Below are 13,599 nucleotides of genomic sequence, written 5' to 3'. Positions count from 1 at the left end.
TCAGCCACCTCCCGCGCGGGTGAATTTGCTGCCCTGGTCCTGACGGTACGGCGAACCCTGCCATTCGCCGAAGCCCAGCACGCGGCTCGGCTCGAAGGCCACGAAGTTCCACGGCCCGGAGTAGGTGTTGTCGTAGAGCCGGTTGCCCTGGTCGAAGGTGATCGCCCGCTGGACGACCTCGCCCTTGTACGGCGACCACTCCGGGAACGTGCCGAAGTTCGCGAGCATCGCCATCCGCGCGCAGCTCTCTTCGCAGTTGGCGACGACCGGATCGAGCACGAACCGGTTGTGGTGGATCTCGACGCGCTGGGTCTTCCACCGGCAGTCGGCGTTCAGCGCGCCGGCCGCGATCGCGGGCTGCGCACATTTGCCCTGCTCCGGCACCAGCCGCGTGCAGGAGCCGGACGAGGTGTTGGCCGGGCTGTTGCAGAACCGGTCGGAGTTCTCCCACAGGGTGACGCCGTTCCAGTTGTTCTCGAACGAGTTGCCGGAGATCTCCAGCTTGTCCGTGCGTGCCTTCACCCTCGGCTCGCCGCCGGATTCGGAAATGTAGATCGACGCCACCGGGAAGCTGTCGCCGCGGTCGATGTAGCCCTTGCCGTCCACCCAGTTGTTCCGGCGGATGGTGTTGCCGGTGATGACGGCGTTGTAGCTGGTCTCGTACATCAGCGCGGAACCGTCGTTGTTCTCGATGACGTTGCCCGCGATGCGGAAGTCGTTGTTGTTCGTGTCGGCCCACAGCCCGACGCCGCGGTTGTCGTGCACCCAGTTGCCGGTGATGTCCGCGCCGTTGACCGACCAGAACTTGATCCCGCCGGTGCAGCCGCAGCCGTCGATCTTGCTTTCCCAGTCGCCGGTGTTGTTCCCGGTGATCTCGTTGCCCTCGACGACGAGACCGGTGATCCCGTTGCTCTGCGCGTACGCGTTCATCCCGTACTGCCCGTTGCGCCGCAGGCAGTTCCCCCGGACCTGCTGCCGCGCGCCCGCCATCAGCGCCGCGCCGTCGTTGTCCTGGACGGCGCTGTGCTCGATGACCCAGCCGTCGGCCGAATCGTGGTTGACCACGCCCTCGTCGTGCGGCGCGGCGAAGCCCTGCACGGTCAGGTACTGGATCTTGACGTCGGTGGCGTTGCCGGAGAAGGCGTACTGGTTGATCTTCCGGCCGTCGAGGACCGCTTTCGGCCCGCCGAGGTAGACGTTTCCCTGCTTCGGGTTGACCTGGTCGTAGCGGTCGTCGCCGAGTTTGTGCGTCCCCGATGCCAGCCAGAACGTCGTCCCGGCCGGATTCGACCGGGTCTTCGCGGCGAGGTCGCCCGGCACCGCGGGGTCGACCTTCACCGCCCCCGCCGGCGCTTCCGCCGGTCCCGCCGGGAGCTTGTCGCACACCTGCGCGATCGAACCGGACGGCACTTCGGCCGGATCCGGTCCCGGTCCGGCCTGGTCGGCCGGGGTGGTGCAGGCGGTGAGCGCCAGCGGGCCGAGCAGCACCAGAAGTGCCGCCCGGCGGAGGCGGTGCGGTCGTGCGATCACAATGGGGGATCCTCGTTACCTGAATCGAAGGTGAGCGCCGTGGTGAACGCGGCGCCGTCGGCGGCGAGCCCGCTGCCGAGCAAGGTCCACGAGGGTTCGCGACGGCCGAACCCCGCCGAGTACCAGCCCATCGGCGGAGTGGTTTCGCCGCGGTGCGCCGACCACTGCAGTTCCGGCGGCAGCGCGAGCGACGCCTTCCTGCTTCGGCCGTCGACCGTCCACGACAGCGCCGCCGTCTCGCCGGAAAGCGTGACCTCGACGGCCGGGCCGAAGTGGAACGCGAGGCGGCAGTGCTGTGCCTCGCCACCGCGGACCTCGTCGAGCACGCGCAGCACCGAGTCTTCCAGTTCCACCGACCGGCGGTGGATCGCCGGGGCGTAGCCGTCGTGTTCGGCGCTCCAGCGCGACGGGGTCCCGGCCGCGATCACGGTGGTGACCGCGTGTTTCGTCCACAGGAAAGGACCGCCGGAGACGGACTGGTCGGCACGGGAGAGTTCGAGCGTGTTGTGCCCGGCCGTGGACCGGAAGTACGACCGCCACTTCGGTTCGCCGTGGTAGCAGTAGGTCCCCGGGTCGGCGAGGATGTCGACCCCGTCGTGCCGGACCTCCACCGAGAGCGCGTCCGCGTGCGCGTGGGCGGCGATGGACAGGAAGCCGTGCGGGCCCCCGTCGCACCGGGCCCAGATCTCGCCGTCGCGCAGGATGGTCATCCCGGCGTCGGTGAAGTCGTCCCGCCGCCGCGCCGGACGCGGAGCGGTGACCTGGATGTCCTTGGCCAGCGCGGCGAAGAGCGGTGTGCGGACATCTCCGCCGCGCACCTCCGGCCACCAGTCCGACCGTCCGAAAAGGACGGCGCCGGTGTTGAGCAGCGACGCCCAGCGACTCGTCTCGTCACCGTCCACGATGAGACCGAAGCCGTCATCGGCGTCACCCTGCCGGGGCGGACGCAACCGGTTGTCCACAATGGACGCCAGCGCGTCGGTCATCCGGAGCAGCACGAGCCAGGTCGACTCGGGCACCACGACACCGGCGGCCTTCGCCTCCAGCGCCCCGGCGAGCCCCAGCTCCAGCACGAGTCCGTGGTACTCGGTGGCGAGTTCGCGGTTGAGTCCGGAGTCGAACGTGTTGTGCCGCAGCATCTTGTCCAACGACGCCAGCGCCGAGTCCCGCCACTGGCCGGACTCGGGGAACCAGGCGAACGCGCAGGCGGCGGCGAGCTGCCCGGCGTCCTCGGCGATCACGTGGTTGTTCGCCGAGGAGCCCCGGCTCGGGAACGCGGCCAGCCAGCGCTGGTGGTGCCAGATCTGGTCGAGCGCCACCGGGTTGTCCTCGAACAGCGCCGGGGCGGGCGCCCAGCCGTCGAGCAGCCGCCGGACCCACACCCACGACAACAGCCGGATGCCGAGCTCGATCCCGCTGAGCCAGTGCACCCCGCGCATCGGCGGGTTGGCCGCCCACCACGACTTCAGGTGCGCGGCCACCCGCTCGGCGTACCGGTCCTCGCCGGTCAACGCGTACGCGGCGGCCAGCACGGTGAGGTGCTGGTGCCGCGACGGCTCCCAGATCTGCTTGATGTCGCCGACGGCGTCCTCGCTCCGATAAGGGATGTCGAAGGAGTACACATCGGACGGCGCGCGGCGGCCGGTCTTCGGGTCGAACGACCAATCCGGGTCGACCAGGTCTTCCCGCTCGACGCCGAAGTACTCGGCACGGCCGTCCATCAGGCGGTCGGCGGTGACGAGCAGATCCTTCACCGCTTCACCGGAGACGGCGGCGAGGACCTCGTCACCGGGCACCGGCGCGAACCGGCGGTCCGGCAGCCAGGCCGCCTTGTCCCCGGCGACCCCGCGCCACTGGCGTTTGCGCACGACGTCGGTGACCCGGCCCGCGATCTCGGCGGGCCCCATCCTCGACAGTCTTCGCAGGTACCAGGACGGATCCATCAGCCCAGACCTTCCTTGGCGTTGATCCGCACCGGCGCACCGGTTTCCAGGCTGCGGTTGACCGCGAGCGTGGCCAGCGTCGTCGAGACGAGGGAGTCGACGGAAACCGGCATCGCGACCCCGGTCTTGAGCGCGTTGACGAACGCTTCGAGTTCGGCTGCCTGGCCCTTGTCCCGGCCCTTGGGGATGCGGGAGCTGGCCCACTTCTTGCGGCCGAACACCGACGCGCGCGCGAAGTCGTCGAACTTCAGCACCTTGCCGTCGGCGGTGACGTCGATCGTCTCCTTGGGGAACGCCGACGAACCGCTGGTGGTGTACGCGATCGACGCGGTCGAGCCGTCCGGGTAGCGCAGCAGGATCTGCAGGTCCTGGTGACCGGGCGTCGCGGTGGCGTACACCGAGACCGGGTCGGACCCGAGCAGCCAGCTGACCGTGTCGATGAAGTGACCGCCCTCGCCCGCGAAGCGCGAACCCTCGCTGTCGGCCTGGTTGTACCAGCTGCCGGCGTCGAGCTGACCGGCGTTGACCAGGTACCGCACGGAAGCCGGGCCGATCCGCGGGCCGAAGTGGAGCACCGACTCGTTCAGCAGCGGGGCGAACCGGCGGTTGAAGCCGACCTGCAGCCGGTCGTTGCCGGACTCCTCGATCGCGCCGAGCACGACCTCGAGTTCCTTCTCCGACAGCGCGAGCGGCTTCTCGACGAAGACGGCCTTGCCCGCGAGCAGCGCCCGCCTGGTCAGCTCGGCGTGCGAGCTGTGCCGGGTCACGATGAACACCGCGTCGATCGCGGAGTCTTCGAGCATCGTGTCGAGGTCGGTGGTGGCGCGGGCGAACCCGAACTTGCGCTTCGCGTTCGCGCCCGAGAGCGCGGAGGTGGTGACGACCTCGGTGAGGTGGACGTGCTCCATCTCCGCCAGATGCGGCAGGAGCATCGAGGACGCGTAGTTGCCCGCGCCGATGAACCCGATCCGCACGCCACCGGCCTTCGGCGCCGCGCGCACGGTCGACGGCTTGGGCACGGAAACCGAGGTGACGTGCTCGGTGGTGGTGGCGGCCTGCTTCTCGTACTCGAACAGCACCGCGACGGCCTTGAGCTCGCCCTCGTTCAGCTTCCGGTACGTCTCGACGGCGTCGGCGAAGTCCGACATGTGCGAGATCAGCGGCTCGACGTCGAGACGGCCGCTGCCCATCAGGTCGACGACGCATTCGAGGTTGCGGCGCTCGGTCCAGCGGACCTGGCCGATCGGGTAGTCGCGGCCTTCCAGTTCGTACTCCGGGTCGTAGCGGCCGGGGCCGTACGAACGGGAGAACCGGACGTCGAGTTCCTTTTCGTAGTAGGCGTTCCACGGCAGGTTCAGCGAGCACTTGCCGATGTCGATCACCCGGCCGCGGTCGCGGGCCAGCTTCGCGGCCAGCTCCACCGGCTCGTTCGTGCTGCCGCCCGCGGCGAGGTACACCTGATCGACGCCGTGCCCGGAGCTGATCTCCGCGACCGCCGTGTCGATGACGCCGGAGCCCGGATCACCGCATTTGAGCGCGCCGAGCTGTTCGGCGAGCGCGCAGCGCGACGGGTCCGGGTCGACACCGACGACGCGGACCCCGGAGGCGACCAGCAGCTGCACGACCAGCTGGCCGATCAGGCCGAGCCCGATGACCAGCGCGATGTCGCCGATCTGAGGCTCGCCCTGACGGACACCCTGCATCGCGATCGAGCCGACCGTGCCGAAGGCGGCGTGCCGCGGGTCGACACCGTCGGGCACCTTGGAGTACAGGTTCTTGGGTACCCAGTTCAGTTCCGCGTGCAGCGCGTGCTCGTTCCCGGCGCACGCCACGTAGTCCCCGACGGCGACGTCGTGGATGCCCGCGCCGACCTCCTCGACCACACCGCACAGCGAGTAGCCCAGCGGCGTGTACGAGTCGAGTTTGTTCATCGCCTTGCGGTAGGTGGCGCCGAGCCCGTTGGTCGCGACGCTCTGCATCACCTTCGCGACCTGGTCCGGCCGCGCCTTCGCCTTGCCCACCAGGGAAAGGCTCGCCTCGGACACCTTCATCATCTCGGTGCCGGTGGAGATCAGCGAATAGGCGGTGCGGACCAGCACACCCCCCGGTTTGCACGCGGGGACTTCGACGTCGAGGAGCGCCAGCTCCCCGCTCTTGTAGTTCTGCACTACCTGCTTCACGTCGCTCCTAGGAGGCGGAGTTCGCGCGGGCCTCGACGGCGCCGCGATACCAGTACTCGAGGGTCAAGATGTGCCAGAGATGCTTGGACCGGTCCTGCTGCCCGGACGCGTCTTCGTCGACGAGCCGTTGCAGGGCCTCACGACGGAGGAACCCGGCCTTCACCAATTCACCTTCGTTCGTCACCTCGCGCACCAACGGCGCGAGGTCGCGGCTCATCCAAGCCCGCAGCGGTGCGCTGAAAAGGCCCTTCGGCCGGTGCACGATCTCGGCGGGGAGGATCGACAGCGCCGCTTCCTTGAGCGCCATTTTCCCTTGGCGCTTCACGATCTTCTTGTCACCGGGGATCCGGAACGCGGCCTTCACGACCTCGATGTCGACGAACGGCGTCCGCACCTCGGTGGAGGCCGCCATGCTCGACCGGTCGGTGTAGGCGAGGTTCAGCCCCGGCAGGAAGAGCCGGGAATCGGCGAGGCACATGCGGTTCACGAAGTCCGTCAACGTGTTGTCGTGATAGGTGTCCGCGTGCTCGGTGATCACGTCGTCGACCGCGCCCGCGAGATCCGGGTTCAGTAGTCCGACGAGCTCGGCCCGGTCGTACATCGTGTAGCTGCGCCGGAACGCGGTCTCCTCCGGCAGTTCCGCGAACGAGAGGAACCGCTTGGCGAACCGGACCGAACGGAAGCCGCGCTTCGACGTCGCCACCGGCAGTCTGTCCACAAGGGACTCGACCGGACGACGGACGAGACCGGGGACCCGCTGATATTGCACGGCGATCTTGTTCGCGAGATGTTTGCGGTATCCGGCGAACAGTTCGTCGGCACCCATCCCCGAAAGCATCACCTTGACACCCGCCTCGCGGGCGGCGGTGCAGATCAGGTAGCTGTTGATCGCCGCCGGATCGCCGATCGGCTCGTCGAGGTGGTAGGTCATCCGCGGCAGCAGGTCGAGGACCTGCGGCGCGATCTCGATCTCGTGCAGGTCGACGCCGAATTTCGCGGCGACCTTCTTCGCGTACATGAGGTCGTCCGGCATCGCCTCGAACTTCGCGTCCTCGGCCCGGAAACCGATGGTGTACGCGGAGATCCCCGGCTGTTCGCGCGCGGCGATCGCGGTCAGGTAGCTGGAGTCGAGGCCACCGGAGAGGAACGTCGCCACCGGCACGTCGGCCATCAGGTGCTTGCGCGTGGAGTCCTCGATGACGGCGTTGAGGTCGAATTCGCCCTCGTACGCGGCGCCTTCCTCGGCGACCTGGCGCAGCGACCAGAAGGTGCCGCGTTCGACGTCACCGTTCGGCCGGAACCGCGCCCAGCTACCCGGCGGCAGCTTCTCGGCCTCACTGAACGCGCACCGGCCGTCCGGAACCCAGTAATAGAGCAGGGAGGCGACGAGCGCGGTGTCGTCGACGGTCAGCGAGCCGCCGAGTTCGGAGGCCAGGGCCTTCAGTTCGGAGGCGAACGCGACGCCCTTGCCTCGGCGGACCAGGAACAGCGGCTTGATGCCGAGCTGGTCTCGCACCAGGGTCAAGGCGCCGGTGCGCTCGTCGAAGACACCGAACGCGAACATGCCGCGCAGCCGGTGCAGGCCGTCGGTGCCCCACGCGCGCCAGGCTTCCAGCAGGACCTCGGTGTCGGACGTCCCCCGGAACCGCACGCCGGTGGCTTCGAGCTCCTTGCGCAGCTCCGGCGAGTTGTACAGCTCGCCGTTGTAGGTCAGCGCGAGACCGTCCTTGACCATCGGCTGCGCGCCGGTGTCGGTCAGGTCGACGATCGACAGCCGCCTGTGTCCTAAGTGGACCTCTCCCTCGCCGGCACGGTGGTCGTACCGCCCCGAACCGTCCGGTCCTCGATGGGCGATGATCTTGGTGAGCCGATCGGTGAGCGGTCCCCCGTCCGGCCAGAAATAGGCCCCTGCGATGCCGCACATCTGGTTCGCTCCCTAAAGCGCTTCGGCGTTATCCGGTGACACAGGCGAGAATCGTTTGGTCGGCTGATCCGCGTTGTCGTGGTCTTCGGGCCGCTTGTACGGCGTCGGAGGCCTTCGTCGCGGGCTCTTCTTCTCCCGCGGCGGCTCCAGGACCCGCTCGACGGTGCGTTCGGCGTCCGTCTCGACCGGCGCCACCCTCGAGAGCCGCCGCACCGGGGCGTCCTCGTCGGGGAACATCTCGACCGGTTTCGGCGCGGGCCTGGCGACCCGCTCGGGCACGACCTTGCGTTCGGGCATCGGTATGCGTTCCGGTACGACCGGGCGGGCGCGCGCCACCGGCCGCGCGGGCACGGGCAGCGGCTCCGGCAACGCACTGCCGCGTCCGCGCAACGCGGTGTGCAGGCCGTCCCACAACGTTCCGTCGGTGTGGTCGCGCGGATCGGGATCCACCACCACGACACCGAGGATCGGGATGCGCCGGTCGGCAAGCTGACGCGCGACGGTGTGCAGCCATTCGGTGTTCGCGTGCCCGGTGCGGACGACGAGGATCGCCTCCTCGCCGAGGAATTCCAGGTCGGTCCACGACGTGCCGGGCTCGATCGAGCCGACGCCGATCCGGCGTCCCGCCGACGGCGCGTCGCCGCGGTCGAGCACCTGGATCTGCCCGTCACCCGCCAGCTCGCGGAGGTTCGCCTTCGGCAGGTCGTCGACGAGCGAGACCGGCCCCTTCTCCGCCAGCTCGCGCGCCATGTCGACGGCGAGCGCGGCGGTGACCGCGCGGGCGCCGAGATCCAGCACCGACACTGAACCGCCCTCCTTGCGGACGGCCCGGACCAGCGTCGCCGCGACCCGCTTGCGCCGGGCGGCCGCGCGCGAGGCCCGCAGGTACCGCGGCGGCTTCGGCAGCTGCGCGATGACCGAGGCGCCGAGGTGCCGCGAGATCTCGCGGCGCAGCACCGGCCGGTCCTTCACTACGCTCGTGACGGCCGCGAGCGCCAGCCCGGCCAGCAGTCCCAGCGCGAGGCCGATCCCGGCGTCGGTGGCGAGGGTCTTGAGCAGCGAACGCGGCAGGATCCGCGGCGCGTCCACGATCTGCGTCCCGGCGGCGACCTTCGGCGTGCCGATGCCCGCCTCCTGCGCGCGGCCGTCGTAGTCGGAGATCTTCGAGTTCAGCTCGGCCCGGCGCGAGTAGAACCGCTCCAGCTGGGCCGGGTTGGCGTTACGGCCCTTGGCCTCTTCGGTGACGATCCCGCTTTCGATCGTCGTGAGCTCGTTCTGGGCCTGGTTACGCTGATCCAGCAAGGCTTTCTGAGTCGCCGCCGCGGCCGCCTGGTTGCGGGCGATGTACTCGGTGATGAAGGCGTCGGAGATCGCCTGGGCCCTGGCGAGGGCCTCGTCCTTGCTCTTCCCCTTGACCGTCAGCTGGAGGACGTTGTTCGTCAGCCCCAGCCCTTCGTAGTCCTTGAGGAACTCCTCCGGCGCCTGGGTGCTGTTCAACTTCTTGAGCGCCTCGTTGGCGATCTTCGTCGTCTGGAGCACGGCGACGTCGGTCCGCATCAGCGTTCCGCTGTCGGTCGGCGAGTCGTCGGGGTGGATGACCAGGATCTGCGCCACCGCGGTGGGCGGCGACGGCAGGAGCACCGCGACCAGCCCGCCGAGGATCAGCCCCAGCAGGGCGGTGGCCAGCCACAGTCGGCGGCGTCTGCGGACCGAGACGACCAGCCGCTGCACGTCGATGAGCGGTTCGGACTTCGCTTTTTCGGCGCTGGTCACGCTGTACCTGCCAGTGCTTCGTGGTCGGTGGGGGTGGGTGCGCCGGAGCGGGTGCGGGTCGGCCGGACCGGGCGGGTCAGCACGGCACCGACGACGGCCAGGCCGGCGTCGGCGACGGCTTCGGCGATCCCGATCAGCTCCCAGTCGGACCGGGAGCCGAGGCTCGACACGACGAGGACCCCTTCGGCGTCGGTGTCTTCGATGACGGGCCGGACCGGGGACACCGTCACCACGGTGAACCAGCGGTCGGCAAGACCGGCGATCCGCTCGGCGGCCGCCTGCCCGGCGTGGTCACCGTCGGCGGTCAGCACGAGCAGCCGCCGGTGCGGGAGCCGCGAGACCAGGCGGCGGTAGTGGACGTCGTTGCCGACCTCGTCCGCGAAGACGTCGACCCGCGGGGTGTTCCACGGCCGGTCGTCACCGAGGAGCTTGGCCCGCAGGGTGGTCGCGGCGGGCCGCTCGTCCACGACGTCGAAGGTGGCGAGCACCGGGCCGCCGAGCGCCGCGGCGATCTCCTCCTCGTCCCGCAGCCGCCGGTCGGTGCGGGCGGTGAAGAGGTGCCCGAACAGGCCGATCAGGAAGAACAGCGCCGCGCCGCCGAGGGCGAGCTGCGGCAGGGTCGGCGCCGCGGCCGCGGACGGCAACTCGGCCGAACCCAGGACGACCATGTTGCCGAGGCCGCTCGCGGTGTCGGCCGCGTTCAGGCTGGACATCGCCGACTCGATCGACGAGCGCAGGCCTTGCAGTTCGGTGCGGAGCTGGACGCTCTCCACCGTCGTCTTGCCTTCGTTGACCTTCGCGGAAAGCTCGCTGATCCGCTGGTTCGTCTGCGCGACCTGCTGCCGCAGCGTCTCTCGGCGTTCCTGCGCCAGCTGGACCGCGGCGTCGCCGGAACCGGCGATGATCTGGGTGGAGTACTTCACGAACTCCTGTGCGAGCTGATCGGCCATCCGCTGCGTCTGTTCGGCGGTGTCACCGGTGGCCTCGATGGTGATGACATTGCCCTGTGCGACCGAAGTGGCCACCTTGTCCCGCAGATCGGCGCCGGTCTCGCCGTCACCGAGGACGGCGGCGGCCCGGTCGAGCACGACCGAACTGGTCGCCACCTCGGCCTGGGTGAGCAGTTCGTCCGCCTCGCGCGGGCCCTGGAGCAGCACGCTGGACGTGGTGCGGTAGCCGGGGGAAAGGATCACCGACGATCCCGCCCCGACCAGGGCACCGAGGACGGCGAGGACCACCAGGGTCCGCCACCGCCCTCGCAGAACCTGCCCGATCATGGACAGGCGCACCGTGTCGTCAGTCAAAGCCGGGATCTCCCATCGGTGCCTGGCACCGCCGCAGATGGCGTATCACCAACCCCGTCGGACCGACCACGGCGTTGGTTACAGGATTGCCCGAGTCTTGTTCAAAACGCGACCGGGAAATCGATCAACGGACCGCGGCCGCGTAGGCCGCGAGCAGGGCTTTCTGGGAGTTCTCCCAAGAGAGCGGACCGGCGACGCGCGCCCGCCCCAGCTCACCCATCTCGGCCCGCTGTTCCGGCGAGTCGAGCAGATGCGCGATCAACTTCGCGAACTCCGGCTCGTCGTTCGCCGGTGCGTACAGCGCGGCCTCTCCGGCCGAGACCCGGGCCTCCCGCAGTTCGAAGGAGACGATCGGGCGGCTCATCGCCATGTACTCCATGATCTTGTTCATGGTCGACACGTCGTTGAGCGGGTTCAGGGGGTCCGGCGACAGGCACACGTCGGCCGAGGACAGGTAGCGCAGCAGGTCCTCGTCGGAGATCCGGCCGGTGAACTCGACCTGGTCGTCGAGCTTCAGTTCCTTGGACAGCGCGATCATGGCGTCGAAGGCGTCGCCGGAACCGATGAACACGGCGTGCCAGTCGGTTCGGCCGACCTCGTCACGCAGGGACGCGAGCGCGCGCAGTGCGTAGTCGACGCCGTCCTGCGGGCCCATCACGCCGAGGTACGCCAGCAGATGCGGCTTGCCCTTCTTCAGCTCGGGCTCGGCCGGGACCATATGGAAGCGCTCGACCACGGGCGCGCTGCGCACGACGAAGACGTCGTCCGGCGACTTGCCGCCGCGCTTCACGGCGACGTCCTTGTAGCTCTCGTTGGTCGCGATGACGACGTTCGCCGTCTTGTAGGTGCGGCGCTCCAGCGCGCAGACCGCGCGGTAGAGGAAGTCCTCGCCGCGGTTGAACCGCGAGAGGTACAGCTCGGGGCAGAGGTCGTGCTGGTCGAAGATGAACTTCGCGCCCTGGCGCTTGAGGTAGAGCGCGACCAGGAACAGCATGTCCGGCGGGTTGCAGGCGTGCACGACGTCCACGCGGCCGACCTTGCGGGCGAGCCGGAGCGTGTGCCACAGCGCGGAGCCGTACTCCTGGACGTACCCAGCCGGACCGCCGGTGGCGGCCTTCAGCGGGTACCGCAGGATGTGGACGCCGTCGATGGTGACTTCGGCCTCGGTGTCCCGCTTCGTCCCTTGTGGACAGATGACGTGGACTTCCCAGCCCGCGTCCCGGAGCGTTTGGCACTCCTGCCAGACACGGCGATCGAAGGGGACGGAAAGGTTCTCGACGAGGATGAGAGCTTTACCAGGCAAGACCGACATATCCCTCTTCAGCCCGGCGCTGGTCAGCATCGGGTACGCGGACGAGATCGATGATGGTGTGGCCGCCGCCCACCGGATGCGCCGCGAGGACGTCCGGGTCGTTGCAGCCGATGAGGGAGACCTCGGCGTGGTCGAGGACCTCGTCGATGGAGCCGGCCAGCAGCTGGCCGAGATGCGGCAGCCTGCCCTCGATGTACTCGCGGTTCGCGCCCATCAGCCGCGAAAGGCTGACGTTGGCGTCGTAGATGCGGAGGTCGTAACCCTTGCCGAGCAGGCGCTCCGCGAGCTCGACGAGCGGGCTCTCACGGAGGTCGTCGGTGCCGGGTTTGAAGGACAGGCCGAACAGCCCGACCTTGCGTTTCCCGGTGCGCACGACCAGGTCGAAGGCGCGCTGGAGGTGTTCGTCGTTGGAGGGCAGCACGTGCGACAGGATCGGGACGGCGACGTCCGCGCGGTGCGCGGCGTAGACCAGGCCACGGAGATCCTTGGGGAGGCACGAGCCGCCGAAGGCGAACCCGGGGCGGAGGTAGGCGGGACTGATGTTGAGCTTGCGATCGGCGAGGAAGACGTCGATCACCTGGTGCGAGTCGAGCCCCAAGGCGCGGCAGATGGCGCCGAGCTCGTTCGCGAAGCCGATCTTGAGCCCGTGGAAGGAGTTGTCGGCGTACTTCGTCATCTCGGCGACCGGGATCGCGACGCGGAAGACCTCGCCGGGAAGCCCCTCGTAGAGCGCCGCGACGACGTCGCCGCTGGCCGCGTCGAGCTGGCCGATGACGGTCTTGGGCGGGTCGTAGAAGTCCTTGACGCTGCTGCCCTCGCGCAGGAACTCGGGGTTCACCGCGACCCCGAAGTCGACGCCGGCGGTGAGGCCGGACGCCTTCTCGAGGATGGGGACGAGCAGGTCGAGGCAGGTGCCCGGCAGCATGGTGCTGCGGAAGACGACGGTGTGCCTTGTCGCCTTCTCTTTGAGCGCTTCGCCGATTTCCTCGGCCACGCGCTCCAGGAACGCCGTCGACAGGCTGCCGTTCGGCGCCGACGGGGTACCGACGCAGATCAGGGAGACTTCGCTGTCCGCGATCGCCTGTCTGACGTCGGTGGTCGCTCTCAGCGCACCACTGGCGACGACCTCCGCGGTCAGCTCGCCGATGCGCTCCTCGACCACCGGCGCCTTGCCGCTGGAAATGAGGTCGATCTTCACCGGGTTCACGTCGACCCCGACGACCTCGTGCCCACGCCCCGCCAGGCACGCCGCCGACACACAACCGACGTAACCGAGCCCGAAGACACTGATCTTCATGACGAATTCCTCCAGCCGCATTCCGCTGCCCGTTGGTCGGCTGGAGGACCGGGTTCGTTACCGCCGTCCGGAAGTCGCCTGCTTTTGGCGGAATGCCTGTGCGGCAAGGGAATTACTCATCGTTCGAAGACCAGGAAACGCTACAGGACGGGCGTAAGGGTTTCGTACCGATTGAGGGCGGGCCGGAGGGAGGGGGAGGAGGGGCCGGGAGTGACAGGGGTGGCGGTGGGGCGTGGGTCGGGGGGGGGGGGGGGGGGGGGGGGGGGGGGGGGGGGGGGGGGAGAGAGGAAAGAAAAAAGAACAGCATAGAGACCACGAACACCCCTCCCCCCACGA

At 69.2% G+C, this 13,599-nt stretch carries 8 protein-coding genes; all 8 read right to left on the bottom strand.

Annotated elements, in window-relative coordinates; all coding sequences use genetic code 11:
- The gene (locus tag ACZ5IK_RS08220) at positions 1-1,530 is read right to left on the bottom strand and encodes a right-handed parallel beta-helix repeat-containing protein (protein WP_465487115.1); all 1,530 of its coding nucleotides are present in this window, start codon (positions 1,528-1,530) and stop codon (positions 1-3) included.
- Entirely contained in the window at positions 1,527-3,473 is a 1,947-nt protein-coding gene (locus tag ACZ5IK_RS08215; RefSeq protein WP_465487114.1) for a heparinase II/III family protein, read from the bottom strand. The genes ACZ5IK_RS08220 and ACZ5IK_RS08215 overlap by 4 nt, the downstream gene beginning before the upstream one ends.
- On the bottom strand, positions 3,473-5,653 hold the full coding sequence (locus tag ACZ5IK_RS08210) for a bi-domain-containing oxidoreductase (protein ID WP_465487113.1): 2,181 nt from the start codon (positions 5,651-5,653) through the stop codon (positions 3,473-3,475). The genes ACZ5IK_RS08215 and ACZ5IK_RS08210 overlap by 1 nt, the downstream gene beginning before the upstream one ends.
- A gap of 7 nt (positions 5,654-5,660) precedes the next feature.
- Positions 5,661-7,577 (bottom strand): asparagine synthase (glutamine-hydrolyzing), encoded by a 1,917-nt coding sequence (gene asnB / locus ACZ5IK_RS08205; protein ID WP_465487112.1) that lies wholly within the window; start codon positions 7,575-7,577, stop codon positions 5,661-5,663.
- Positions 7,578-7,589: 12 nt separating this feature from the next.
- Positions 7,590-9,350, bottom strand: coding sequence for a Wzz/FepE/Etk N-terminal domain-containing protein (locus ACZ5IK_RS08200; RefSeq protein WP_465487111.1), 1,761 nt, complete (start codon positions 9,348-9,350; stop codon positions 7,590-7,592).
- Positions 9,347-10,627, bottom strand: a complete 1,281-nt coding sequence (locus tag ACZ5IK_RS08195) for a YveK family protein (RefSeq protein ID WP_465487250.1) — start codon at positions 10,625-10,627, stop codon at positions 9,347-9,349. The genes ACZ5IK_RS08200 and ACZ5IK_RS08195 overlap by 4 nt, the downstream gene beginning before the upstream one ends.
- A 151-nt stretch (positions 10,628-10,778) precedes the next feature.
- Entirely contained in the window at positions 10,779-11,966 is a 1,188-nt protein-coding gene (locus ACZ5IK_RS08190; RefSeq protein ID WP_465487110.1) for a glycosyltransferase family 4 protein, read from the bottom strand.
- Positions 11,947-13,263, bottom strand: coding sequence for a nucleotide sugar dehydrogenase (locus ACZ5IK_RS08185; protein WP_465487109.1), 1,317 nt, complete (start codon positions 13,261-13,263; stop codon positions 11,947-11,949). Before ACZ5IK_RS08185 ends, ACZ5IK_RS08190 begins: the two co-directional genes overlap by 20 nt.
- Positions 13,264-13,599 lie beyond the last annotated feature (336 nt).

The organism is Amycolatopsis sp. NPDC031561, from assembly GCF_055580625.1.
This window is presented reverse-complemented; position numbering and strand designations above follow the sequence as displayed.